Here is a 24,902-nt window from a genome sequence, read left to right as displayed (position 1 = left end):
ACATCCGTCGGACCGGTGGGGCCGATGTCGTCCTGCCCGCGGCGGGAGCAGACACCAGCACCACCGGTCCTGCGGATGTATCGCGACGCGACGCGACGGGGTCAGGCGGCGAGCACGACCCGCAGCTGCTCGATGGCCCAATCGAGCTCGGTCGCGCGGATGACGAGCGGCGGCGTGAGCACGATCGTGGTCTCGCCCACGGCGCCGACGAGAACGCCGCGGGCCACGAGCCGCCGCGCGACCTCGGGGGCGGTGCCCGCCGACGGCTCGATGTCGAGGCCCGCCCACACCCCCGCGCTGCGCACCGTCACGACCCCGGCGCCCACGAGCGTCTGCAGCCGCCCCGCGAGGTGCTCGGCGAGCGCGCGCGCCCGAGTCTGCAACTCGCCCGCTGCGAGCATGTCGACGACGCGGTGTCCGATCGCGCTGGCCAGCGGCGACGCGGATGCGGGGGCCGCCGCCGCATCGAGCAGCGCGTGCGTCCCCACGACGGCGGCCACGGGGACGATGCCGCCGCCGAGAGCCGGTCCGAGCAGGCGGAGGTCGGGGCGTGAGCCGTCCGCGTCGAGCGCGACCGTGTCGCCCAGGCGGCCGAGGCCACTGCTGCTCTCGTCCAGGACCAGGACGATCCCGCGCTCCGCGCAGGCCTGCCGCACCGCCTCGAGATACCCCTCGGGCGGGACGACGATTCCCGCAGCAGCCTGCACCGGTTCGAGGAGGACGGCCGCGGTCGTGTGCTCGAGCGACGCGAGCAGGGCGTCGATGTCGCCGAACGGCACCGCGATCGCGCGCGCCCCTGCGATCTCTCCCGTGGTGACGTCGGCATCGTGCGAGCCGGCCGCGACGACGACGGTGCTCGCCTCCCCCGCGCGAGCCCGCGCGGTCACGGCCGCAGCGACGGCCACCTCGACCGCGTCCCGTACCGTGGCGACCGGCAGGGCGGCCTCGGCTTCGAGCAGATCGGCGAGCCCCGCCGCGAACGCGTTCGCGCGATCGTGGGCGACCGGCGCGCTCGTCGCCGTGACCCGCCCCAGCTGTTCGGTGGCCACGGCCACCAGGGCGGGATGCCGGTGCCCGAACGTGAGCGCCGGGTCGCCGGTCAGGTCGAGATACCGGCGCCCCTCGATGTCGGTGACCCACGCACCCTCACCCGTCGCGACCATGACCGGCAGCAGCGGCGGGGTCCCCGCGAGAGGCGGGACCGCCGCAACCGGCTCGTTCGTGTCGGCGTGCGGGTCGTGCTCGGCGATCGTCACTTCGGACCTCCTGGCGGTCGGCGGTCGCGCATCCGGCGGCGGGTCGCCGGGTGGCCGGCATCCATTGTTCCATCGCCCCTCTCGGACTCCGCTGACAGTTCGAGTCGGCGGACGGAGGGGGTCGCACGGCGAATGCGCAAGGTGCTGCGTTATCCGGACGCCGACTGACAGGCTGGAGCCACACCACCGCGAACGTCGCGAAACGTCGAAGGAGACCCATGCAGCAGCGCACCCTCGGACCGTTCACCGTCTCGGCCATCGGCCTGGGCGGGATGCCCGTCTCGATGAACAACGACAAGCAGATCCCCGACCGCACGGATGCCGTCGCCACTGTGCACGCCGCGCTCGACGCGGGCGTCACCCTGCTCGACACCGCCGACATCTACGCCCCGAGCTGGGACACGATGGGCCACAACGAGGAGATCATGGCCGAGGCGCTGGCCACGTGGGGCGGCGACCGCTCGCAGATCGTCGTCGCCACGAAGGGCGGCATCACCCGCAGCGAGGGCGAGAAGTGGGGCCGCGACGGCTCGCTCGACTACCTGCGGACGGCCGTGGAGGCGTCGCTCCGCGCGCTCCGCGTCGATGTGATCGACCTCTACCAGTACCACCGACCCGACCGCTGGCTCGTCTACGGCGAGGTCATCGAGAACTTCAAGACCCTGCAGCAGGAGGGCAAGATCCGCTCGATCGGCATCTCCAACGCCAGCGTCGAGGAGATCGAGATCGCCCAGCAGGTCCTCGGCGAAGGCGGCCTCGCCAGCGTGCAGAACGAGTTCTCGCCGCGGCATCCCGGCAGCTACGACGAACTCCGCTATTGCGCCGAGCACGGCATCGCGTTCCTGCCCTGGAGCCCCCTCGGCGGCACCGGCGGCGCAGCCCGGTCGGTCGGCGACCGCTTCGCCGTCTTCGGCGAGGTCGCCCGAGCCCACGACGTGAGCCCGCAGCAGGTCGTGCTCGCCTGGGAGCTGGGACTCGGCGACACCGTCATCCCCATCCCGGGCGCGCGCCGCGCGGCGTCGATCACCGACAGCGCGAAGGCGGCCGACCTCGAGCTCTCGGGCGACGAGCACGCCCGCCTGTCGCATTCGGTCGGCATCGACGCCTGATCCGCTCAGCGAGAAGCGGTCGGCGGCGCAGCGGGCTCGAGCCGGTCGAGCGCGGCGGCGGCGCGCGCGGCGGCCGAGCGTCGCAGGATGCCGTGGACGAGCAGCACCGCGCCCGCGCCGACGCCCACGAGCACCGGCAGGCTGAGCGACGGCGAGAAGGCGAGCGCGATGACGGCGATCGCGAGCCCGACCGCGCCGAGCCCGATGAACAGAGCGCCCAGAAGCGACTCGCGCTCGACCGACAGGCGGGCGAGGATCAGCGTGGGCGCGGCGGCGTCATCGGTCATCCCGCCACGCTACCCAGCCCGCCGTACGTCAGGCGCCATCGCCCCGCTGCGACCACCCGCATCCGTCAGATGACCGCCTCGGACCAGTCGTCGAGGTTGCCGAAGCGGTGGGCGGTGATCGTGATCGACTGCTCGTGGACGAACGGCAGCAGCTCGACGCGGCCCGCCGTCGTGACCTCGTCGGCGTAGACGGCGACATCGGGATCGCCCTCGGTCGCCCCGGCGATCGCGGCGCGCACCTCGGCGACCGATTCGCGCGAGCCGACCAGACGGATGCGGCCGGGGTGACGCTCGGGCGCCGCGATCCGCTCCAGCCACTCGCCGTCCGTCTCGACCGAAACGGCGATGCCGACGTCGCCGAGCGCTCGCCTGACCCCGGCGGGAAGACCGACCGGCGAGCTCAGGGTCACGGTCGACCCCGCGCGCACGCCCGCGACGAGCACACGCAGCACGGCCTGCCAGGTCGCGTCCGAACACGCGCGCACCGCCACATCGACCGGGCGGTAGCGGAACAGGTTCCGCTCGATCTCGAGGCCCGACACGTCGCGCACCTGCCCGAACTCGCGGTCCCACGCGACCGCATCCGAGAGCGCACCCCGGCGCAGCCACTCGAAGGACTCCCAGTCGAGGGTGGGCTGCGCCGACTCGATGATCGTCGTGATGCGGGAATCGAGACCGCGCAGATGCAGCGTGCTGGATGCCGCTCCGCTCGAGGCGCGCCACGAGCCGAGACCGATGAGGTAGTTCGGCCCGCCGGCCTTGGTCCCCGCGCCCACCGAAGAACGCTTCCACCCGCCGAAGGGCTGGCGCTGGACGATCGCGCCGGTGATCCCGCGGTTGACGTAGAGGTTTCCCGCCTGCACGCGGTCGAGCCACGTCTCGAGGTCGTCGGCGTCCTGCGTGTGCAGGCCCGCCGTCAGCCCGTAGGCGACGGCGTTCTGCAGCTCGATCGCCTCGTCGAGCGTGCGGGCGTGCATGACGCCGAGCACCGGCCCGAAGAACTCCTCGAGGTGCGTGCGCGACCCCGGGCTCACCCCGACCTTGACACCCGGTGACCAGAACCGGCCGGCGGTGTCGTCGCCGAGGTCGAGACGGCGCGGCTCGACGAGCCAGCGCTCGCCGTCCTCGAGCGAGGTGAGCGCCCACTCGAGCTTCCCCTGCGGCGGCTCGATCACGGGCCCGACCTCGCTGCGCGGGTCGGTCGGCGGGCCGACCCGCAGCGAGCGCGTCGCATCGACGAGCTGGCGCGCGAAGCGCTGGGACCGACCGACCGGGCCCACGAGGATCGCGAGCGAGGCGGCGGAGCACTTCTGCCCCGCGTGCCCGAAGGCGCTCTTGATCAGGTCGGCGGCCGCCAGATCGAGGTCAGCCGAGGGCATGACGATGATGGCGTTCTTGCCGCTCGTCTCCGCCAGCAGCGGCAGTTCCGGGCGCCACGAGCGGAACAGCGCCGCCGTCTCCCACGAGCCGGTGAGGATGACGCGGTCGACCGACGGATGCGTGATGAGCCGGCGTCCGAGGTCGCCTTCGTCGATGTCGACGAGGGCGAGCAGATCGCGCGGCACGCCGGCATCCCACAGCGCCTCGGCCACCACCGCCGCGCAGCGCCGCGCCTGCGGGGCGGGCTTGAACACGACGCCCGACCCGGCCGCGAGCGCTGCGAGCACGCCGCCGGCGGGGATGGCGATCGGGAAGTTCCACGGCGGGGTGACCACGGTGACCGATGCCGGTTCGAAGACGGCACCGCTCACCCGGTCGAGCTCGCGCGCGGTGGCGGCGTAGTAAGCCGCGAAGTCGACCGCCTCGCTGACCTCGACGTCGGCTTCGGCGAGCACCTTGCCGGTCTCCGACGCGGCGACCTCGATCAGCTCGGCCCGGCGCGATTCGAGCGCCCGCGACGCCGCGAGCAGCACGGCGCTGCGATCGGCGGCGGGGAGTCCGCCCCACGCGGATGCCGCCGAGCCGACCCGGGCCACGATCTCGTCGAGGGTTCCCGCGTCGTCGACCCGTGCGGACTCGATCGTCCCGGCCCCGGCGGTGCTGCCCTCGATGCGCGCGAGGATGCCGCGCGCCCACGCCCGGTTGACGGCGAGCGCGGGGTCGGAATCGGGGGTGTTCGAGAAGCCGGGCGCCCCGAGGGCCGGCGAGCGACGCGACTCGCGCGGCGCGTAGACGGCGGTCTCGACGAAACGCTCCCCGCCGAAGAGGACGTCGTCGTGCTCGCCGAGCGCCGTCGTGTCGCCTGCGGACGACCCCGCTGCGTCGGCGATGCCGAGGACGGCCTGCGTGAGGCCCGCGTCGTCCTCGGCGGGATCGCGCGTGATGCGCTGCGCCCCGATCGGGCGGAGGGCCAGCGTGCGGTCCTGCGTGCGGTTGGGCCCGCTCGGCAGCGCCGGATCGGCCGAGCGGGCGAGCGAGGCGACGAACCGGTCGCGCTCGCGCTCGAACAGGCTCGCGTCGGTCGCCAGGTCGAAGGCCGCCGAGAGGAAGTTCTCGCTCGAGGCGTTCTCCTCGAGGCGGCGGACGAGGTAGCTGATGGCGACGTCGAACTCGTCGGGACGGACGACCGGCACGTACAGCAGCACCTGACCGACATCGTTCGTGACGGCCGCGACCTGCCCCTGCGCCATGCCGAGCAGCATCTCGATCTCGATGTCGTCGCGCACGCCGCGCTCGCCGGCGAGCAACCAGGCGTAGGCGATGTCGAAGAGGTTGTGGCCGGCGACTCCCAGCCGCACCGCCGAGCTGCGCTCCGGGCGGAGGGCGTGGTCGAGGCAGCGCAGGTACATCGCGTCGGTGTCGAGCTTGCTCGCGTGGGTAGCGAGCGGCCAACCGTGCACGGCGGCATCCACCCGTTCCATCGCGAGGTTGGCGCCCTTGACCAGCCGCACCTTGACGCGGCTTCCGCCGGCGGCGACGCGCGTCTGCGCCCAGGCCGTCAGCTCGTCGAGCGCGTCGGCGGCGTCGGGCAGGTAGGCCTGCAGCACGATGCCGGCCTCGAGACCCCGCAGCCGCTCGTCCTCGAGGATGCGGGTGAAGACGGCGATCGTGAGGTCGAGGTCGCGGTACTCCTCCATGTCGAGGTTGATGAAGGTGCCGTCCTCGGCCGCGCTGAGGTACAACGGGAGCAGGCGCTCGATGACGTCGGCGACGACCTCGTCGAAGGCCCACATCGAGATGCGGCTGACGATCGCGGAGACCTTCACCGAGACGTAGTCGACGTCGGGCCGGCGGATCAGCTCGTGGATGCCCTCGAGTCGCCGGCGGGCCTCGTCCTCGCCGAGCACCGCTTCGCCGAGGAGGTTCAGGTTCAAGCGGGCGCCGGACTCGCGGATCCGGGCGATCGCCGGCCCCAGCTTGTGCGGGCGCGCGTCCACGACGAGGTGGCCGACCATCTCCCGCAGCGCCGTGCGGGCGATCGGGACGACGGGCGTCGGCAGCATCGGCGCGACCGCGCCGCCCACGCGGACGGCGCCGCGCAGGTACCAGGGCAGGAACTCCGGCACGAGCGGCGCGACGTGGTGCAGGCGAGCCGCCGCGGCCGTCACGCTCTCGGGCCGCATGACGCCGTCGACGAAGCCGATCGTGAACGGCAGGCCGTTCGGGTCGCGGAGGACTCCGGCGAGGCGCTGCGCTGCGGCATCCGCGGGGAAATCGGCCGACGTGTGCACCCACTTCTGGGCCAGGTCCACCGCCTGTTGGGCGAGGGGATCGTCGGTGGGGAAGCCCGGCGAGGTGGTGCCGGACGAAGCGGTGTCGGACATGCCGTCAGCCTATGTCGCGGGTGGCGGCGCGGCACGGCACCGCACCGCTCGCGGACGGCCCGAGGGCGCTGCACGGACCCGCACCCCTATGCTGTGGTCGTGACCGAGCCGGACCCGACCTCACCCGTCGCGCAGCCGGTGCGGCCATCGCGCTTCGCTCGGCTGCAGGCGGCGACCGACCGGGTGCCGACCCGCTGGTTCGCGGGCATCGGCACGGCACTGTTCCTCGCGGCGACGGCCGCTTTCGGCGGCCTCAGCACGGTGTCCGCGAGCGAGGTGCCTCACCTCGCCGGAGGCGAGCAGCACGTCAACGATCGCGTCGCGCTGACGGTGCAGCGCGCGGTGCTGCTCGACACCTTCCCCGAAGCGGGCGCCTCCGCTGCCGCGGGCGAACGCGTTCTCGCTGTCCTCGTCGACGCGGAGAACCGCTGGAACCGGGCGGAGAAGGTCGAGGCGCAGAACGGCATCGCGTCGACGATCGAGATCACCGCCCTCGAGGGCGTGCGACCGACGAGCGTCGCGCGGTACGACGACGCCGCGCGCTCCCCCTGGCTGCAGCCGGGGGTGCCGGCGACGCTGGTGCTCACGTGGATCGTGCCGGAGAACCTCTTCGCCGACGGCGACGAGGTCGACGTGGTCCTGTCCGACCAGACGCTCTCGAGCGGCTCCTTCGTCGTCGACGGCGACTACTGGGGCGATCCGCGTCCGGGGGCGACGGTCTCGGTCGTCGCCGAGGACCGAGGAGACGGGTCGTCATGAGCGGCGTCCAGACGAAGAACACACTCCGGCGAGCCGCTCCGTGGGCGATCGGGCTGGGCTGTGTCGTCGCGGCCTGGTTCGTCGCGCTCATCACCCCGCCCGACACCGCCGCGTGGGCGCCCTTCGTCGTCGAGGCGCGCGCGGATGAGCCGGCGGCGGGCAGGAATCTCATCGTCACCGTCGAGGATGTCACCCGCGCCGATGCGGTCACCGCCGACGACGGGTGGCGGGCCGAGGGATCGTGGGTCGTCGTCGACATCTCCGCCGAGGCGGTCACCGACGAGCTGCGCGCGCGGCTCGTCACCGCGCAGCTTGTCGTCGACGGCCGCGTCTATCGGGCGACCGAACGGCGCCCGTCGATGATCGAACAGTCGTTGTCGATCGGCATCCCCCGGACCGGATCCGTCGGCTTCGAGCTGCCCGCCGACGCGACAGGCCCCGCCGTGCTTCAGTTCGCGCTCAACGCCGATACGCGCGCCGACTCGGTCATCGAGTACCGCTTCGACCTCGAGGCGCTGCCCGTCGTCGCCGAACGCGAGATCCTCGATCCCGATCGCGAGGATGCGTCATGACGACGGACGTCACACGCCGCGACCCGGCCCCGCCGCGGAGGGGATGGTGGCGACGCAACACGGCCGCCCTCATCGCCCTCGCACTGCTCGTCCCCGCATCCGCGGCGGTCGTGGGTCTTCAGGAGTGGACGACGGGGAGGACCGCTTTCGACGCGCCGCCGGCTGCCGTCGTCTCGACGGGCGACGTCGTCGAGTCCGAGGGGGCGCGCTTCGGTCCGGCGACGATCGCGGATGCCCCGGAGGTGGAGGCCCCGCCGGGGACGCGGGCGATGATGGCGACCGTCTCCGTCGCGCCGGGTCCGGGTCCGACCGTCTGCAGCATCTTCTCGCTGCGAGAGCGCGCGGGCGGCGAGCGCCGCTGGGCGCCGGTCTCCGACCCCGCCTGGCAGCTCCCCGCCGGGACGTCGACGGCCTGCCCGTCAGACTCGGTCGCCGACGACGTCCGCGTCGCGGCCCTGTTCGTCGTCCCGGACGACGCGGGGCCGTTCGGGCTCGACGTCGCGGTCGGCGACGACGGGCACACCGTCCGCTTCGACCTGGACTGACGCGGGGCTCAACCTCGCGAGTGTCCGGTCGTACGCCCCGGCGACGAGGGCGACGCGGATCGGCTCGATGACAAGGCCCACAGCGAGGACGAGCAGCTCGTCGAACACCATCCAGTAGCCGTCGACGTCGTGCGGCCCCACGAGCCGCGTCAGCCCGAGGCCCACGAGCGGTTCGAGGGCGAGGGCGAGGGTGAAGAGCAGGACGTAGCCGCCGATCAGGGCGGGACCGGCCCGCCACATGAGCACAAGGGCCGCGCCGATGGGACGGAAGCGTGCGACGAGGCTGCCACCGACGTCGTTCATTCGGCGGCGGGCACGCGCGGGGATGGTGCCGTAGCGCGTGCGAACGCGTTCGGGAACGCGGCCCGCGAGCTTCGGGGCGCTCGCGGCGACCGCCTGCCCGTAGAGGACACCGGCGATGGTCAGCCAGGCGATCGGCAGCAGGAGGATGCCGCCGGCCTCGCCGAGCAGCCACTCGACCCCGTCCCACACGAACGCCACGGGGGCGAGGACGCCTGTCAGCCCCGCCCGGAAGTCGGCGAGCCACACCATCGCCTGGCGCGACTGCACCCACCCGGTGATCTGCCCCAGCCCGTCCGAGATGAGGTACAGCGTGAGGAACACCCAGACGGCCTCGAGGTACACCGCGAGGGGCGACGACCAGCGGGGAAGCCGGGCGTTCCAGCGCTTGTACGCCCAGCGACCGGCGAAGGCCAGGACGATGATCGGGATCGTGACGGCGTCGAAGCCCAGACGGTCGACCGTGCCCTGGCTCTCGAACACGACGCCCGACACCTGCGATGCGGTGCGGCGCACCTCGAGAGCGCGCTCGGTGTAGTCCTGCATGTCGCCGCGGAGGAAGCCCCACGCCGTGTAGAACGCGAAGAAGGGCAGGATGCCGCCCAGCAGGGCGCTGACGAACTGCCGGCGGCGCTCGCGGGCGTCGGGCGAACGCGGTGCGAGCTTCTGCAGCTGCGACATGCCGTCGCGAAGCACGAGGAACATCGCGACGTACGCCGTGAGCGGCGCGAGGATCGCCAGCGGCATGATCATCAGTCCGCCGATGGCGGTGTACGCCCCGACGAACCCGGCGACCTCGACGACGACGTAGTTCGCCAGCGCGCCGGCGAGGTACCAGGCGAGCAGCGCCGGCCAGTGCGCCGCGAACAGGCGGGCAGCGCGGACGGCGACGGCGATCACGGCTTCACCCTAGCGCCGGCCTGGCGACGGCACCGCCGGGGATCACTCCCAGACGCTGGGCGCCTCGGCACGCGTCGACGGCAGCGCGGTCGACGCGGCCCACTCGCTCATCCACGGCTCGAGCTCTGGCAGGTCGTCGCGCCGGCCGAGCACCGCGAACAGCTCGTCGAGGGGCACGATGCCACCCGTCCGGCGCAGGAATCGCGACCGCACGAGCATCTCGGCGTAGACCTCTCCCCCCACGACCGCGCGGTGCACCATGTACACCGACTTGTCGTCGTGCCCGTGCAGGCGCGTCTCGATCGTGAACCGCTGCCAGAGGCCCAGCGACTTGCGGAAGGTGATGGTGCTGCTGGCGACGACGCCGTACCACCCCTTCTCCTGGAAGGTGTCCCAGATGCCGTTGCGCACGAGCAGGTCGAACCGGCCGAGGTCGAACAGCGAGGCGTACCGCCCGTTGTTCATGTGCCCGAGCAGGTCGATGTCGGTGGGCAGCGTCCGCAGCTTCACCCGGCCGACCGCCATGAGCGGCCGCGGACCGTTCCTGCGCAGCTGTCGCTGCGCTCGCCAGATCGTCAGCAGGGTCCGGAGCCACACGTTCACGAGGGCCGACGCTATCGGATGCCCCCTGCTCGCTGCCGCATCCGTTGTCCACTTCGCACAAGGCGCCGCGTGGGCGTTTCGTCTCGTCGCTGCGCTCCTCGCTCAACGACCGAGCGCGCGGGTTTCGTCTCGTCGCTGCGCTCCTCGCTCAACGACCGAGTGCCCCCGCCCCGCGTGGGCGTTTCGTCTCGTCGCTGCGCTCCTCGCTCAACGACCGGGTGCCCCCGCCCCACCCGGACGTTGAGCGAGCGCAGCGAGTCGAAACGCGCCCGCGGCGGCTCCGCTCAGGCGCGGGCGGTGTCGAGCACGATGACCGCCCACGACAACGCGGGCAGGGTCGCCCGCAGCACGCCCTCGTCGAGACCGACGCCGCGCAGGGGCACGAGGCCGACGGCATCCTGGTCCGCCTCGGTGTTGGCCGCGAGACGGTCGCCGCCTTCGGGCACCGTCAACACCTCGGCGGACACGACGCTCGAGGCTCCGAGCCCGCGCAGCTCGAGCGACACCTCCGTCTCCGACTCGAGCGACCGGTTCGCGACGAACAGCGCGACCCGCCCCGTGGCCTCGTCCCACGTCGCGGCGGCGTCGACGACATCCACATCGCCGAACTTGGCCGTCGGGGTCTGGTCGGAGTCGACCGCGAGCCGCAGCACGCGACCCTGGGCGAGCTGCGACATCCGGGCGAAGGGCCAGAAGATCGACTGCCGCCACGCGGGGCCGCCCTCCTCGGAGCGGATCGGGGCGATGACGTTCACCAGCTGCGCCTGATTGGCGATGCGCACGCGGTCGCCGTGCCGCAGCAGGCTGTGCAGGAAGGTTCCCACCACGACGGCGTCGGTCACGTTGTACGTGTCCTCGATCAGCCGCGGGTGGGCGCGCCACTGCTTCGAGGCCGACACGATGTGGGGCTGGTCTTCGGTTTCGAGGCCACGCTGGTACCAGACGTTCCACTCGTCGAACGAGATGTCGACCTGCTTCCGGTGCTTGCCGGCCGCCTTGACCGCGTCGATGGTCGAGACGACGCCGTCGATGAAGGCGTCCATGTCGACGGCCTCGGCGAGGAAGGATGCCGCGTCGCCGCCGTCCTCCTGGTAGTAGGCGTGCATCGAGATGTAGTCGACCTCGTCGTACGCGTGCGTGAGCACGGTGTGCTCCCACGTGCCGAAGGTCGGCATCTGCCGGTTCGACGACCCCACCGCGACGAGCTCGATGTCGGGGTCGACCAGGCGCATGGCCTTCGCGGTCTCCTGGGCGAGGCGGCCGTACTCGTGCGCGGTCTTGTGACCGATCTGCCACGGACCGTCGAGCTCGTTGCCGAGGCACCACAGCCGGATGTCGAACGGGTCCGCGGCGCCGTTGCGGCGACGCAGGTCCGACCAGTACGTGCCGCCGGCGTGGTTGGCGTACTCGACGAGGGCGCGCGCCTCGTCGACGCCGCGGGTGCCGAGGTTGACCGCCTCCATGACCTCGACCTGGGCTTCGCGCGCCCAGTCGACGAACTCGTGGAGCCCGAACGCGTTCGTCTCGACCGTGTGCCAGGCACCGTCCAGCCGGTGCGGGCGGTCCGCGACCGGGCCGACGCCGTCCTCCCAGTTGTAGCCCGAGACGAAGTTGCCGCCGGGATAGCGGACGACGGTGGCGCCGAGCTCTTTCACGAGCGAGAGGACGTCGCGACGGAAGCCGCGTTCGTCGGCCTGCGGATGACCGGGTTCGAAGATGCCGGTGTAGACGCAGCGGCCCATGTGCTCGACGAACGAGCCGAAGAGGCGGCGCGGCACGTCTGCCACGGTGAAGTCGCGATCGAGGACGATGCGGGCGCGGGGCATGATGCTCCTGTTCTTTCGGGGTGAGGGTGTGCGACGGGATGTGCGGCGGGGGCGCCGGTCATTGACCGCCGAAGCCGGTGGTGGCGACGCCGCGGACGATCTGCTTCTGGAAGACCAGGAACACGATGATCAGCGGCAAGGATGCGAGCACGGCCTGAGCCATGACCTGGGCGTACTGCACGCCGTACGCGCTGATGACCGTCTGAAGGCCCACCGGCAGGGTCATGAGGGTCGTGTCGTTGATGATGAGGAACGGCCAGAGGAAGTTGTTCCACGCGATGATGAAGACGAAGATCGCCACGGCGCCGAGGATCGGCCGCGACAGCGGCAGCACGATCGACCAGAAGACGCGGAAGCGTCCGGCACCGTCGACCCGGGCGGCATCCTCGAGCTCGACCGGCACCTGGTCGAAGAACTTCTTCAGGATGAACACCATCGCCGGCGCGACGACCTGCGGCAGGATCAGGCCCCACGGTGTGTCGACGAGGTTGAACGCGAGCATCTCGTAGAAGAGCGGGATGATCAGCACCTGCGGCGGGATGACGATCGAGGCGATGACCGCTCCGTACAGCAGCCTCTTGCCCCGGAACTCCAGTCGCGAGAACGCGTACGCGGCCACGGCCGAGATGGCGAGGGTGATGAGTGTGATCGCCGCCGAGGTCCACAGGCTGTTGCCGGCCCAGATCCAGACGTTCCCCTGCGAGAGGATCGAGGTGAACGCCTCGGTGGTGGGGCCGCTCTCGCCGACCCAGCCGCCGGCGCCGGAGGCGGCATCCGTCTCGGTCTTGAACGCTGTCGCCAGCGCCCAGAGGAACGGCAGCAGCCAGCCGATCGCCATCAGGGCGAGGACGATGAAGGCGACGATGTTCAGCGGACCGAATCGGCGCTGTCCGGGCTTGTGCCCACGCGGATCGGCGGCGACTCCCGGTGCGACGACGGCGCGGGTCGCCGTGGAGCCGGCGGTTGCGGCGCTCATGAGTGCTCCTTGCGGCTGCGGGTGACGAGGGCCTGGATGACGCCGATCAGCACGATCACGGCGAAGAAGACGTACGAGATCGCCGCCGAGTAGCCGAAGCGGTAGCCGACGAACCCGGACTCGTAGATGTACTGGACGATCGAGCGGGTGGTCTCGCTCGCGATGCCTCCGAGCATCTGGTAGGCCTGGTCGAACAGCTTCAGCGACGCCAGCACCTGCAGGATGACGATGAGCACGGTGGTCTGGCCGAGTTGCGGGATCGTGATCGAGAAGAGCTTGCGCCACTCCCCCGCGCCGTCGATGGATGCCGCTTCGTACTGCGTCTCGGGGATGTTCTGGAGGGCCGCGAGGTAGAGCAGGAAGTTGAATCCGACCGTCCACCAGACCGTGGCGACGACGATGGCCAGCATGTTGGTGTCGGGGTTCTGCAGCCACGCGATCGGTTCCAGGCCGAACGCCTCGAGGATGCCGTTGGCGGCGCCGATCTGCGGGTTGAAGATCCACACCCAGATCTGCGAGATCACCGTGGAGGCCAGCAGGTACGGCATGAAGAACGACAGCCGCCAGAGCCACTGGCCGGGCAGTCCGCGTTGGACGAGCAGCGCCATGACCAGCGCGAGCACGACGAGCGGCACGGTGGAGAGCACCGTGAACCACGCCGTGTTGCCGAGCGAGCGCCACATGACCGGATCGCCGAGCGCCTCGACGTAGTTCGCGATGCCGACGAACGAGCCGCCGGCGCCGGTGAGCGACTGATCGGTGAAGCTGAGGTACAGCCCGTGCAGCAGCGGCCAGACGAGGAAGAGGGCGAAAGCGATGAGGAACGGGGCGAGGAATCCCCAGGCGATCCGCTGCTCGCCGCGGTCGCCCGCGTGACGGCGACGTCCCGTGCGCTGGCCCGTGACGATCGTGCGCGTCGCGGCGGTGTCGGCGAGACCGGCCCGCCCGGATCCGGTGTCGAGGGTCATGAGCGCGCTCCCTGCGGTGCTGCCGGGTTGGGCGTTCGCAGGCGCTGGTCGACGCCGGAACGGAAGCGCGCGATGGCCTCGGCCGGGTCGGCGCCTTGCAGCAGGACGTTCTGCACGGCGGCGCCGAAGTCGGCTTGGAAGCGCGAGCCCGAGCCGGTGAACCACGCTGGCGGGTCGTACTTCACCAGCTCCGCGGCCTCGGCGTAGTGGGCCTGCGGAAGCAGGTCGGCGTAGGCGGCCGACTGCGTGACGGGCAGGTACGCGGGGATGTGTCCGGCCCCCGCCCAGTCGAACGAACCCTTCAGGATGTCGGCGACGAAGCGGTACACCAGGTCGCGGGTCTTCTCGTCGGGTGAGCTCTGGTGCGGCAGGGTGAACGAGTGCGAGTCGGCGTAGACCGACGGCGTGCCGAAGACCGGCGGGATGACGACGGCGTCGATCGGCAGGTCCTGCTCCTGCATCGAGCGCAGTTCCCACACTCCCGTGAGGAACAGCCCACTGCGACCGGTCGCGAACTCTGCGATCGCGCTCTGGTAGTCGGCGCTTCGCGCGGCGATCTCGTCGTCGAGCAGCTCCTGCATGAAGCTCAGCGCGGCGACCGCGGCATCCTCGTCGATCTGCGCCGTGCCGCCCTCGGGGAGCTCGATCTCGAGCCCGTGCTGCGTATAGAGCGTGTAGAACAGGCGCCACATCTGAGCGCCGTCGCCGAGGTAGCCGTAGGAGAGCCCGTGCGACTCCGACACCGCGGCGACCGCCCGCCCGAGCTCGAGGAAGTCCTCGGGAGAGGTGATCGGCGGCAGCTTCCCGTCGCTGTCGAGGACGCCGGCCTCGGCGCAGATGTCGGTGTTGTACATCAGGATGAACGGATGCGCGTCGAGCGCGACGCTGTACAGGTCGTCGCCGATGAAGCCCTTCCGCCAGATCGCGTCGGTGAAGGTGCTCGAGTCGACGCCGAGGTCGGCGAGCCGCGCCGTGTCCCACGTGTCGAGCAGACCGCCCGGCGCGTACCCGACGACGCGGGAGGCGTGCATGACCGAGACGTCCGGCGCCCGGCCTCCGGCAGCAGCCATCGCGAGCTTGGTGTAGTACGGCTCGCCCCAGGAGAGCACCGTCGGGCGCACGAGGTAGTCGGACTGCGCAGCGTTCACGCCGTCGATGAGTCCCGACATGGTGACGCCGTCCGCGCCCGAGAGGAGGTGCCAGAACTGGAGGGTACGGGCGGTGGAGCCGCCGGGGAGGCCCGCGCACGAGGCGAGGAACGCGGTGCCGGCGAGGGCGGCGGCACCGCTGAGGAAACGGCGCCGGGTGAGTTCGAGAGGTGGGGCCATCGGTCACTCCTTTGTGACGGCACGACATTGTGACAACCAAGGACAGTTCCACTTTTACATCGATGTAATCAATGCGCAAGAGGTAGTCCGGACGCTGTCGGCGGGCGCGTCGGCGCCGCGCTTCACCCCGGGATCCAGCGCCGCGCTTCGGCGCCGCGTCAGGCTGCCGCGTCTCGCTGAGGCGTCTTACCGCCGCGTCTCACCGCCGCGGGGAGACGCCTCGCGGGACTGCCTGGGTACTCGCGCGGGCGATGACCCGATGCTCGATCGCGACCGCTCGCACGGCGACGTCGCGCGCCGCGATGCGCTCTTCGAGCAGTGCGATCGTCGCACGGGCGAACTCCTCCCGATCGAACGAGACCGTCGTCAGCTCGGGCGTCGTGTAGCGCGCCTGCTCGATGTCGTCGAAGCCGCAGACGAGCACGTCGTCGGGAACCCGGATGCCGGCTCCGGCAAGCTCGTGCATCGCGCCGACGGCGATGGAGTCGGTGAAGCACAGCACCGCGTCGAAGTCGATCCCGCGGTCCAGCAGCGTCCGGACGCCCGCCGCCCCCGCCTCCATGTTCCAGGGGAGCAGGTTGACCTCCCGGCGCGGGTCGCGGTGGAGCCCCGCGTCGGCGAGCGCGTCGATCATTCCCGCCAGACGCAGGCGGCTCGTGGCCGTGGCCCGGTCGGCCCGGTCGTCGCCCCCGATCGCAGCGATGCGCTGCGCGCCCCGCGCGACGAGGTGCGCGACGGCGTCGCGCGCGCCGGCCCGGCTGTCGACGAGCACCCGGTCGGTGACGTGCTGCTCGACCTCGCCGATGAGCACGACGGGAGGCAGCCGGTCGTCGCGGTCGACGACGCTGTCCTCGATCCGGATCGGGTTCAGCACGACCCCGTCGACGAGGTGCTGCCGTGCGCGCGAGACGAGGTCGCGCTCACGCTCGGGCTCGAGGGCGGTCTCCTCGATCTGCACGGCGTACCCGCGCTGGTGCGCCGCGTCGACGAGGTGGTGCAGCATCTCGGCCGAGAACGCCGTCGCGAGATCGGGCAGAGCGATGGCGATCACGCCCGAGCGGCCGTTCCGCAGGCCCCGAGCGCTGAGGTTGGGCACGAAGTCGAGCTCGCGCATCGCCGTCTCGACGCGCTGCTGCGTCTCGGCGCGGACCGCCGCCGTGCCCGTCAGGACGTTCGAAACCGTCTTCGCCGAGACCCCGGCCAGCGCCGCGACATCCTTCATGGTCGCTCGTCCGGATCTCTCCTTCGGCATGTGCTCAGACTAGGCCCCGCCCCGGCGGTCGCCCGATCGACGCTCCTCTTCGCGGCCCGCGATGTCGGGCTCGAATTCTCCCCCGGCGCCTCGACCGCTAAGTTGCCAGGGAGCGCGCAGCCGGCCGGCGCGCCAGGGGGTGGGCCGTGCTTCCAGCAGGAGGCGCGTTGGTCGCGGCGTGCGTCGCGACCATCGCCGGACTCGTCGTGCTCTTCGCGCTGCGGCCGCACTGGCGGCGACGCGGGAGGCTTCTGCGCTTCGGCGTGGTCGCGGCACTGTCGGCGATCGTGTCGAGCCTCATGTACTCGGTGCACGTGCGGACCGGCGACACCGCCGCGCTCGTCATCAGCGACGTCGCCATGACCCTCGCCCCGGGCCTGGTCTTCGCGGGGCTCGGGTCACTGAGCGGCGGCATCGCTGCCCGGGCGGGCCTCGCCTGCCTGCTCGCGGCATTCGTGGGGGTAGTGACCGCGGTCGTCGGGCTTCCGGTGTCGCTCGCGGTGAAAGTGATCGCCGTCGCTGTCGCCTGCGGCCTCGCGAGCGTGGCGGCGCGGCATCCCGCCATGGCGGACAGGCGTGGTTCGCGGCTGCTCGCCGGCGCGATGGGCGCTTACGGCGCCTTTTCGGCGTGCCGCGCCGTCGTCGGGCTCGCCGTCGGTTGGGACTCGGTGCTCTACCGGTGGGCCCTGTCGGCAGTCCCGACGACCGTTGCCGGCACCATCCTCGTGCTCGTCAGCGGCACAGCGGTGATCATGATCCTCTCGGACCGCCGTGCCGCACGCGTTCCGGAGTGGCCGGACGGCGATGCCCGGCACGACCGCGACGCCGCATGGTCGATCACGCTGGGAGCCTTCGACCTCGTCCGCGCAGCCTTCGGCGCGGCCCGCGCCAGTCGCATGCGCGACGACCTGTTCGTCGTCGCCCGCACGCTCGACCCCGACGCCGTTCTCGACGGGTCGGGCTCGAGAACACGGTTGCGCGTCGAGGGCGAGCGGGAGGCCGTCGAGGACGCGCTGCGCACCCGGCTCGTGGCGGCGGGCTGGAGCCCCGGAGAGCTGGGCCTCCTCTCCATCGAGACGGATGCCTGACGGCCGGCCGCGCAACCCCCGAGCACCGATTTCACCCCGTCGCCACCCGCGCGTAGAGTCTGGCCATGGAAGCCGAACTGCAGACCGACATCGTCGTCCGTCCGGTGCGGGATGTCGACGCCGAAGCCCTCGGGCGCGTGCACGCCACCTGCTGGCACGAGACCTACGACCACCTCATCAGCACCGCCGCCCTTCAGAGCGTCTCGCCGCGGCGTCTCGCCGAGCTGTGGACGCACTGGGCATCGCAGGGCCCGGACTTCCGGATGCACGCCGCGCTCGTCCGCGGCGAGATCGTCGGATTCGTCGGCTCGGGGCCCGCGCGCGATCGCGACGCCCCGCGCCTGCGCGAGCTGTACTTCATCTACCTCCTCGACGCGTGGCACGGCACCGGCATCGGCCAGCGCCTGTTCGACGCCGCCGTCGAGAAGGACGAGGAGATCTACCTCTGGGTCGCCGACGACAACCCCCGCGCGCACCGCTTCTACGAGCGCAACGGCTTCACTCTCGACGGAGAGAGCCACACCGAGCCGTTCCTGGGCGAGACGCTGACCGAGGTCCGCTTCGTCCGCTGACCCGCGGTGCGGGATGTCGCCGGCGTGCGTGCTGGCGGCGTGGCAAGGCGGTACGTCGTTGAGGCGCGGGCTAGCCCTTCGGGTCAATGCTGGCGGCGCCCCGTTGATCTTGGCGTGGAAGCGGCGGGCGGCGCTGGCGGCGGCCGTACAGAGCGCGCAGCAGCGGGCGAGTGGCGGTCATCGGTAACGGAGGCGGACCCTGCCCGGCGCGCCGGGTTGAGAGTCGAGCGGTTGATTCCTCCCCAAGCTGAGGCCATGACGAAAGTTCCACAGCCGTACATACATTCGACTTGAATGTCGTACCCCGCTGTCATTATGGGTACATGCAAGCGAGTCGCGTTGAGCGTGATCAGGGCGGGGACCTCGATCCGTCGCCGCACGCCCACGCGTTCTCGACGTTCGCTGCGGCACTGAACGCGGCGCACGCGGCTGACATTCTCACAACGCGGGCGCTTGCCGAGTTGGGTCGGTCGGCTCTGCGCGAGGCGCGCCGTGATGGGGTGCGTGGGATGGCGTCGGACATGGAACTGCGGTCGGTCGCGGCCGAGGCGGCAGGGTTGGCGCGGCGCAGCGACCGCCGACTGCAGGCCGATATCGATCACGCGTTGACGATCGTGGATGACTACCCTGCCGTGTTCGCCGCGTGGGAATCGCGCCGGATCACCCGCGACCACGTCGACGTCGTCGTGAAAGCCGGCGCCGGCGTGCCCGCGGAAGTGCGGGCGGAGTTCGAGGCTGCGGCGATCGCGGTATGCGAGCGCGACATCGCCACCCGAGTCCGAGAGCCGTTGCGGGCTCTGACGGAGAAACTGCATGAGCGGTCGTTCACACAGCGGCACCGCGAGGCTGCCGCGGGACGGTGTGTGCGGATGCTGCACGGTCCCGACGGGATGTCGGATGTGATCGCGACGGTCCCCACGGTGATCGCGGCGGGAATGCTCGACCGACTCACGCAGATGGGCCAGGCGGTCAAGGACGCACGGGTAGGTGCCGGAGCGGCTGCAGACGCTGCGGCCCCGGGCGAGGCACCCGACGTGCGGACGATGGATCAGCTGCGCGCCGACATCCTCAGCGACCTCGTCCTCGGCGGGGCGCCCGTCGTCGACCCCACCTACGGGACCGACCGGGCCGGCGGGCTCGGCGCGATCCGCGGGCGCGTGCAGGTCGCCGTCACGGCCGAGACGTTGATGGGGAAGGACGAGCATCCCGCCGAGGTGGTGGGTGCTGCGCTGATCGACGCGGAGAGCGCCCGCAAGCTCGCGGGTCAGGTGTCCGAGTGGGACCGGCTCTTCATCGACCCCGTCACCCGCACCCCCGTCGAGGTCGACACATACCGGCCGACCGCGTCGATGAAGAAGCTCCTCACCGCCCGCGACCAGCACTGCCGATTCCCCGGATGCCGGCGTGCCGCGATCCGCTGCGAGATCGACCACACCATCGACTACGCCACAGGCGGGCACACCCACATCTTCAACCTCGCCCACCTCTGCCAAAGACACCACTCCATGAAGCAATTCACCAAGTGGGGAGTCCGGCAAGTTGGCGGTGGGGTTCTCGAATGGACCTCACCCCTGGGCCGGGTCTACCGCGAAGACGTCCCGATACCGGCGGTGTGCTTCACGATCGACACCGCGAACCCACCACCACCGGGCGCGGGAACGGGCGGGCCGCCCGACGCCCCACCACCCTTCTGAGATCCGTCAGCGCGCGCTGCCGCCGCGTCTCCCGAGAGCGAGACACCTCCAGGCGACCCCTGGCGCGCAATACCCTGCAAACACGCCCCGGCGCGCGACACCTCCGAGCGCGCCCTGGCGCGCGACACCGCCGAGCGCTCCCGGCGCGCGACACCTCCGGGCGCCCCCGACGAGCCGCCCCCCAGCGGGTAGCTCATCGGGGCATTTCATCCTGTAAGCAACGGCCGCACGGCGACGCTGCCGCCGATCGAAAGCTCGACCAGTCCAGGACCGCCCCGTTGCCGAGAACCCCGTCAGCACGAAGCACATCAGCGCGAGCAGCGCTATCGCGAACCGCGACTTCGCGAACCCCATCAGCGCGACCCGCGACAGCACGAACCGCATCAGCGCGAACCGCGACGCCGAGCCTTCCGCCCGAATAGGTCAGCGGTGCCGGAACTCCGGGCTGCGCTTCTCGGCGAAGGCTGCCATGCCTTCCTTCTGGTCCTCGAGGGCGAACAGCGATGCGAAGAGCGTCCGCTCGAGACGAAGCCCCTCCGCGGTCGTTGTCTCCTGCGAAGCACGCAGCGCCTGCTTCGCCGCGTACACGACGGGAAGCGACCGCGAAGCGATCCGCTCGGCCACCGCGCCGGCCTCGTCGAGCAGCTGCGCCGCCGGCACGACTCGTGACACAAGCCCGGCACGCTCGGCCTCGTCCGCCGGCATCCGGCGTCCGGTCAGCACGAGCTCGGCGGCCTTGTAGTAGCCGATCGCCCGCGTCAGCCGCTGCGTCCCCCCGATACCCGGGATGACTCCGAGGTCGATCTCGGGCTGGCCGAACACCGCGGTGTCGGCGGCGAGCACGATGTCGCACATCATCGCCAGCTCGCACCCACCGCCCAGAGCGAACCCGGCGACGGCGGCGACGACGGGCGTCCGCACCCGGGCGAAGTCCTCCAGCGCCGCGAAGGGATTGTCGATAGACATGTCCCGCGCACTCTTGCCGGCCATCTCCTTGATGTCGGCGCCCGCCGCGAACGCTCGCTCCGAGCCCGTCACGACGATCGCTCCGATCGCCTCATCCCGGTCGAACGCCGTCGCCGCATCAGCGAGCTCGGTCACGAGGGTGGAGTTCAGCGCGTTCAGCGCCTCGGGCCGGTTCAGCGTCACCCAGCCGACGCGCCCTCGCGTCTCGGTGACGATCGTGGTGTAGTCGCTCATCCCCTCATCGTGCCACGCGCCCCTCCGCACGTCTCCGGCCCGTTGCCGTCGATTCACATTCCGGACACATGGGCGGAGTAGTCACGACATGCACCCGTTCACCCGACCAGAGGACACCTATGCCTTCGCCTGCCCGGAACCGCGCGGTTCCCCGCACGCTCGCCGCCGTCGCCACGGCCGCACTCACCTGCACACTGGCGCTGACCCCGCTCACTGCGGCATCCGCGGCGATCGTGCCGGACCCGATCGTCGACTCCGCCCCCGGCGCGACGCTCGCCCTCACCCCGATCGGAACCCACGAGACCGGCGTCTTCGACGAGTCGGCCGCGGAGATCGTGCAGTCGTACCGCGACCGCCTCTACGTCGTCAACGCGCAAGCCGGATCCGTCACGGTGCTCGACAACAGCGACCCGACGGTGCCGCGCGAGCTGTTCACCCTCGCCGACGCGGGCACTGCCAACTCCCTCGCCATCCGCGACGACGGACTGGGAGTCGTCGCTTTCGAAGCGGAGGACAAGACGGCGAACGGATCGCTCGTGTTCTTCGACGCGAACGCCGACGACGCGGCATCCGCTCGCTTCGGATCGGTCACCGTGGGCGCCCTGCCCGACATGGTCACCATCTCCAAGGACGGCGCATACGCGGTCGTGGCCAACGAGGGCGAGCCCGCCGACGACTTCTCCCGAGACCCGGAAGGCTCCATCGGCGTCGTCGCTCTGCCGAAGAGCCTCACCGCTCCCGACCAGTCGGCCGTCCGCATCGCCGGATTCGGCGCCTTCGAGGCCGGCGGCGCGAAGCAGCTCGACCCCGAGGTCCGCGTCTTCGGTCCCGACGTGGCCGCGCCCGACCAGGGAGACCGCCCTCTCACCGCGAACCGCGTCAGCCGCAACCTCGAGCCCGAGTACCTCACCGTCGACGGCACCACCGCCTACGCGGCGCTCCAGGAGGCCAACGCGATCGCCGTCGTCGACCTCGTCAAGGCGGAGGTGACCGCGGTCCTCCCCCTCGGCTTCGCCGACCACGGCGTCGACGGGCACGGCATCGACCCGAGCGACCGCGACGACGCGATCGACATCCGCACGTTCCCGGGCTTGAAGGGCATGTACCTGCCCGACGGGATCCAGTCGTACTCGGCCACCACCGGCGGCAAGGCATCCACCTACCTCGTCACCGCGAACGAGGGCGACGCCCGCGAGTGGGGCGACTACGCCGAGGGCACCCGCGTCAAGGACCTGGGCTCCGACGGGCTGGCGCCCGTCTGCGCCGACACGTCGCTCGCCGGCCAGCTCGCCGACAGCGCACTCGGCCGCCTGAACGTCACCACCGAGAACGGCCTCCGCGACGACGGCAGCTGCTACGAAGAGCTCTACGCCTTCGGCTCGCGCTCGTTCTCGATCTGGGGCACCGACGGTCAGCTCGTGTTCGACTCGGGTGACGACTTCGAGCAGATCCTCGCGCGCGTCGCGCCCGAGTTCTTCAACTCCAACCACACCGAGGCCAACCTCGAGGGGCGCAGCGACGACAAGGGCCCCGAGCCCGAGAACCTCTCGATCGGCACCGTAGGCGGCCGCACGTACGCGTTCATCGGATTCGAGCGCGTCGGCGGGGTGATCGTGTACGACATCACGGACCCCGCGGCTCCGACCTACGTCACGTACGTCAACAACCGCGACTTCACCGCGGCAGACCCGGCCTCGCCGGCCGCCGGCGACCTCGGCCCCGAAGGCATCCAGTTCATCCCCGCCCACCGCTCGCCCTCGGGCCAGCCGCTCCTGGTCGTGGGCAACGAGGTCTCGGGAACCACGACGGTCTACGGCGTCGAGCAGCTGATCGGCGGCGCGCCGGCGGCCCAGCCCGACATCCGCATCCTGACGATCAACGACTTCCACGGTCGCCTCGTACCCGAGTCCAACGGCGTAGCGGGCGCGGCCGTGCTTGCCGGCGCCGTCTCGAAGTTCCGCCAGCAGAACCCGAACACCCTGTTCGTCTCGGCGGGCGACAACATCGGCGCATCCGCGTTCGAGTCGTTCATCGACGCCGACACCCCGACGATCGACGCCCTCCGCACCACAGGACTCGACGTCAGCGCCGTCGGCAACCACGAGTTCGACCGCGGCTTCGCCGACTTGACTGACCGGGTCATCCCTGGCTACGAGGGCGACGAGAACGCCGACGCGTTCAGCGACCTCGCACTGGGCGCCAACGTGTTCGTGAAGGGCACCGACGAGCACGCGCTGAAGCCGTACACGATCAAGGACGTCGACGGCACGCAGGTCGCGTTCGTCGGCACGGTCACGCAGCAGACGGCCGGCATGGTCAGCCCCCAGGGCATCGCGGGCATCGAGTTCCGCGATCAGGTCGAAGCGGCCAACGACGCCGCGGGTGCGGCGGTCGCCGAGGGCGCAGACGTCGTGGTGCTCCTCGCGCACGAGGGTTCGGCCGGCGCGGACTGCGCCGCGATCGCGACCGAGGCCGGCGACTTCGGCGATCTGGTCCGCGGCGCGTCCGGGGACATCGACGCGATCGTCTCGGCGCACACGCACCAGAAGTACGCGTGCGAGATCGGGGGCCGCCCGGTGATCCAGGCGCACCAGTACGGCACGACGCTCGGCTCTCTCGACATCGAGCTGACGGATGCCGGCGACCTCGAGTCCATCACCGGAACCACGGTGCCGCTGTACGACGCGACCGTCGGACAGCAGATCGCCTACCCCGACCTCGACACCAAGGCCGTCGTCGACGCTGCGGTGCTCGTGGCCGACGAGAAGGGGCGCGTGCAGGTCGGCTCGATCACGGCCGACATCCTCCGCGGCAAGACCGCGGCGGGCGCGGAGGATCGGGGCGTGCACTCGACCCTCGGCAACACCGTCGCCGACGTCTACCTGTGGGCCACCACGCAGAACCCCGGGTACGGCGGCGAGAAGGCCGAGGTCGCGTTCATGAACCCCGGCGGACTGCGCAGCGACCTCCTGTTCGGCGACGACCAGGGCGCCGTCTCGTACCGCGAGGTCGCCAACGTCCAGCCCTTCGCCAACACGCTCGTCACCCTCGAGCTGACTCCGGCGCAGATCAAGCAGGTGCTCGAGGAGCAGTGGCAGCCCGAGGGTGCGTCGCGCCCGAAGCTCGCGATGGGCGTGTCGAAGGGCTTCACCTTCGAGTACGACCCGGCGGCGGCGACAGGCTCGCACATCCGCTCAATGCAGCTGAACGGCGAGCAGCTCGCACTCGACGACTCCTCCACCGTCGTCCGGGTCGTGACGAACTCCTTCCTCGCGGGCGGTGGCGACAACTTCGGCACCTTCGCGGAGGGGTCGCGCCCGGCCGACTCGGGCCAGGTCGACCTGCAGGCCACCGTGGAGTTCTTCGCCGCGGTGGGCCCGGTCGCTCCGTCGCCGGCCAACCGCGCGTATGTCGCGGGTGAGCAGCCCCCGGTCGAGCAGCCCGGCTTCCCCGGCCCCGGAGCCCCCGGCGACGGCGAGCCCGGCGACGGCGAACCGGCACAGCCGTGGGCGACGGTCACGCTCGAGAACGACACGGTCGCGCAGGGCGGCACCCTCGAGGTCACGGTGGCGGGGCTCGAGCCGGGGCAGCAGATCGCCGCGACCCTGTTCAGCGAGCCGATCGTCGTCTCGGGCATCCCCGCGGCCGATGCCTCGGGGCGCACCGCCTTCACCGTCGCGATCCCCCGTGACTTCGCGACGGGCGCTCACCGCCTCGTCGTGACGTCGGGCTCGCTCGCGCCGATCGAGGTGAGCGTCACCGTGACCGCGGCTGCACCCGCCGGCACGATCGCCGTGACGGGTGGGACCATGCCGATCGGCTTCGCGGTCGCGGGCATCCTCGCCCTCGCCGCCGGCGGTCTGCTGGTCGCCGCGCGCCGCCGCCGCACCGTTTGAGCACGTC

18 protein-coding genes are annotated in these 24,902 nt (G+C 71.4%); 7 read left to right on the top strand and 11 right to left on the bottom strand.

Annotated features, from left to right (window positions below; translation table 11 throughout):
* Window positions 1–101: 101 nt before the first annotated feature.
* On the bottom strand, window positions 102–1,256 hold the full coding sequence (locus tag ACPYN5_RS00590; protein ID WP_424447045.1) for an aminotransferase class III-fold pyridoxal phosphate-dependent enzyme: 1,155 nt from the start codon (window positions 1,254–1,256) through the stop codon (window positions 102–104).
* A 218-nt stretch (window positions 1,257–1,474) separates the two neighbouring features.
* On the opposite strand from ACPYN5_RS00590, the gene ACPYN5_RS00585 reads away from it, so the two are divergent.
* Entirely contained in the window at window positions 1,475–2,365 is an 891-nt protein-coding gene (locus ACPYN5_RS00585; protein ID WP_424447044.1) for an aldo/keto reductase, read from the top strand.
* 5 nt (window positions 2,366–2,370) lie between these two features.
* On the opposite strand, the gene ACPYN5_RS00580 is transcribed toward ACPYN5_RS00585, so the two are convergent.
* Together ACPYN5_RS00580 and ACPYN5_RS00575 are read right to left on the bottom strand one after the other, a co-directional pair.
* A complete protein-coding gene (locus tag ACPYN5_RS00580; protein ID WP_424447043.1) occupies window positions 2,371–2,652 on the bottom strand; it encodes a hypothetical protein in 282 nt (93 codons plus the stop codon).
* 65 nt (window positions 2,653–2,717) lie between these two features.
* The gene (locus tag ACPYN5_RS00575) at window positions 2,718–6,416 is read right to left on the bottom strand and encodes a bifunctional proline dehydrogenase/L-glutamate gamma-semialdehyde dehydrogenase (RefSeq protein ID WP_424447042.1); all 3,699 of its coding nucleotides are present in this window, start codon (window positions 6,414–6,416) and stop codon (window positions 2,718–2,720) included.
* 99 nt (window positions 6,417–6,515) lie between these two features.
* Here ACPYN5_RS00575 and ACPYN5_RS00570 point away from each other — a divergent pair, with 99 nt between their 5' ends.
* Both ACPYN5_RS00570 and ACPYN5_RS00565 read left to right on the top strand, forming a co-directional pair.
* Window positions 6,516–7,175 carry a hypothetical protein gene (locus ACPYN5_RS00570; RefSeq protein WP_424447041.1) on the top strand — a complete coding sequence of 220 codons (660 nt, stop codon included), beginning with the start codon at window positions 6,516–6,518 and terminating at the stop codon, window positions 7,173–7,175.
* Complete coding sequence (locus ACPYN5_RS00565; protein WP_424447040.1) at window positions 7,172–7,747, top strand: hypothetical protein; 576 nt, start codon at window positions 7,172–7,174, stop codon at window positions 7,745–7,747. The genes ACPYN5_RS00570 and ACPYN5_RS00565 overlap by 4 nt, the downstream gene beginning before the upstream one ends.
* Window positions 7,748–8,166: 419 nt before the next feature.
* On the opposite strand, the gene ACPYN5_RS00560 is transcribed toward ACPYN5_RS00565, so the two are convergent.
* The 7 genes from ACPYN5_RS00560 to ACPYN5_RS00530 all read right to left on the bottom strand — a co-directional run bounded on the left by ACPYN5_RS00560 (window position 8,167) and on the right by ACPYN5_RS00530 (window position 16,445).
* Complete coding sequence (locus tag ACPYN5_RS00560) at window positions 8,167–9,492, bottom strand: hypothetical protein (protein WP_424447039.1); 1,326 nt, start codon at window positions 9,490–9,492, stop codon at window positions 8,167–8,169.
* A gap of 42 nt (window positions 9,493–9,534) precedes the next feature.
* Entirely contained in the window at window positions 9,535–10,095 is a 561-nt protein-coding gene (locus ACPYN5_RS00555) for an acyl-CoA thioesterase (RefSeq protein WP_424447038.1), read from the bottom strand.
* Between the two features lie 284 nt (window positions 10,096–10,379).
* Complete coding sequence (gene arfA, locus ACPYN5_RS00550; RefSeq protein ID WP_424447037.1) at window positions 10,380–11,921, bottom strand: arabinosylfuranosidase ArfA; 1,542 nt, start codon at window positions 11,919–11,921, stop codon at window positions 10,380–10,382.
* Between the two features lie 58 nt (window positions 11,922–11,979).
* Window positions 11,980–12,897 (bottom strand): carbohydrate ABC transporter permease, encoded by a 918-nt coding sequence (locus ACPYN5_RS00545; protein WP_424447036.1) that lies wholly within the window; start codon window positions 12,895–12,897, stop codon window positions 11,980–11,982.
* Entirely contained in the window at window positions 12,894–13,865 is a 972-nt protein-coding gene (locus ACPYN5_RS00540) for a carbohydrate ABC transporter permease (protein WP_424447035.1), read from the bottom strand. The genes ACPYN5_RS00545 and ACPYN5_RS00540 overlap by 4 nt, the downstream gene beginning before the upstream one ends.
* Complete coding sequence (locus ACPYN5_RS00535) at window positions 13,862–15,193, bottom strand: extracellular solute-binding protein (protein ID WP_424447034.1); 1,332 nt, start codon at window positions 15,191–15,193, stop codon at window positions 13,862–13,864. The genes ACPYN5_RS00540 and ACPYN5_RS00535 overlap by 4 nt, the downstream gene beginning before the upstream one ends.
* A 199-nt stretch (window positions 15,194–15,392) precedes the next feature.
* A complete protein-coding gene (locus ACPYN5_RS00530; RefSeq protein WP_424447033.1) occupies window positions 15,393–16,445 on the bottom strand; it encodes a LacI family DNA-binding transcriptional regulator in 1,053 nt (350 codons plus the stop codon).
* Window positions 16,446–16,591: 146 nt separating this feature from the next.
* Between ACPYN5_RS00530 and ACPYN5_RS00525 the strand changes: the two genes are divergently transcribed.
* The 3 genes from ACPYN5_RS00525 to ACPYN5_RS00515 all read left to right on the top strand — a co-directional run bounded on the left by ACPYN5_RS00525 (window position 16,592) and on the right by ACPYN5_RS00515 (window position 19,799).
* The gene (locus ACPYN5_RS00525) at window positions 16,592–17,533 is read left to right on the top strand and encodes a hypothetical protein (protein ID WP_424447032.1); all 942 of its coding nucleotides are present in this window, start codon (window positions 16,592–16,594) and stop codon (window positions 17,531–17,533) included.
* Window positions 17,534–17,598: 65 nt separating this feature from the next.
* Window positions 17,599–18,105: a GNAT family N-acetyltransferase gene (locus ACPYN5_RS00520; protein ID WP_424447031.1), complete on the top strand. Its 507-nt coding sequence runs from the start codon at window positions 17,599–17,601 to the stop codon at window positions 18,103–18,105.
* Between the two features lie 509 nt (window positions 18,106–18,614).
* Window positions 18,615–19,799 (top strand): HNH endonuclease signature motif containing protein, encoded by a 1,185-nt coding sequence (locus ACPYN5_RS00515; protein WP_424447030.1) that lies wholly within the window; start codon window positions 18,615–18,617, stop codon window positions 19,797–19,799.
* Between the two features lie 423 nt (window positions 19,800–20,222).
* Here ACPYN5_RS00515 and ACPYN5_RS00510 read toward each other — a convergent pair whose 3' ends face one another.
* Window positions 20,223–20,999, bottom strand: coding sequence for an enoyl-CoA hydratase-related protein (locus ACPYN5_RS00510; protein ID WP_424447029.1), 777 nt, complete (start codon window positions 20,997–20,999; stop codon window positions 20,223–20,225).
* A gap of 119 nt (window positions 21,000–21,118) precedes the next feature.
* On the opposite strand from ACPYN5_RS00510, the gene ACPYN5_RS00505 reads away from it, so the two are divergent.
* A complete protein-coding gene (locus ACPYN5_RS00505) occupies window positions 21,119–24,895 on the top strand; it encodes a choice-of-anchor I family protein (RefSeq protein ID WP_424447027.1) in 3,777 nt (1,258 codons plus the stop codon).
* Window positions 24,896–24,902 lie beyond the last annotated feature (7 nt).

Source organism: Microbacterium arborescens (genome assembly GCF_049707515.1).
Lineage (GTDB): Bacteria > Actinomycetota > Actinomycetes > Actinomycetales > Microbacteriaceae > Microbacterium > Microbacterium arborescens_B.
This window is presented reverse-complemented; position numbering and strand designations above follow the sequence as displayed.

Excerpts from the sequence above, each read along its gene's own strand:
- ACPYN5_RS00585 (WP_424447044.1), top strand. The coding sequence starts at position 1,475 with ATGCAGCAGCGCACCCTCGGACCGTTCACCGTCTCGGCCATCGGCCTG.
- ACPYN5_RS00580 (WP_424447043.1), bottom strand. The coding sequence starts at position 2,652 with ATGACCGATGACGCCGCCGCGCCCACGCTGATCCTCGCCCGCCTGTCG.
- ACPYN5_RS00575 (WP_424447042.1), bottom strand. The coding sequence starts at position 6,416 with ATGTCCGACACCGCTTCGTCCGGCACCACCTCGCCGGGCTTCCCCACC.
- ACPYN5_RS00565 (WP_424447040.1), top strand. The coding sequence starts at position 7,172 with ATGAGCGGCGTCCAGACGAAGAACACACTCCGGCGAGCCGCTCCGTGG.
- arfA (WP_424447037.1), bottom strand. The coding sequence starts at position 11,921 with ATGCCCCGCGCCCGCATCGTCCTCGATCGCGACTTCACCGTGGCAGAC.
- ACPYN5_RS00545 (WP_424447036.1), bottom strand. The coding sequence starts at position 12,897 with ATGAGCGCCGCAACCGCCGGCTCCACGGCGACCCGCGCCGTCGTCGCA.
- ACPYN5_RS00540 (WP_424447035.1), bottom strand. The coding sequence starts at position 13,865 with ATGACCCTCGACACCGGATCCGGGCGGGCCGGTCTCGCCGACACCGCC.
- ACPYN5_RS00535 (WP_424447034.1), bottom strand. The coding sequence starts at position 15,193 with ATGGCCCCACCTCTCGAACTCACCCGGCGCCGTTTCCTCAGCGGTGCC.
- ACPYN5_RS00530 (WP_424447033.1), bottom strand. The coding sequence starts at position 16,445 with ATGCCGAAGGAGAGATCCGGACGAGCGACCATGAAGGATGTCGCGGCG.
- ACPYN5_RS00520 (WP_424447031.1), top strand. The coding sequence starts at position 17,599 with ATGGAAGCCGAACTGCAGACCGACATCGTCGTCCGTCCGGTGCGGGAT.
- ACPYN5_RS00515 (WP_424447030.1), top strand. The coding sequence starts at position 18,615 with ATGGCGTCGGACATGGAACTGCGGTCGGTCGCGGCCGAGGCGGCAGGG.
- ACPYN5_RS00510 (WP_424447029.1), bottom strand. The coding sequence starts at position 20,999 with ATGAGCGACTACACCACGATCGTCACCGAGACGCGAGGGCGCGTCGGC.
- ACPYN5_RS00505 (WP_424447027.1), top strand. The coding sequence starts at position 21,119 with ATGCCTTCGCCTGCCCGGAACCGCGCGGTTCCCCGCACGCTCGCCGCC.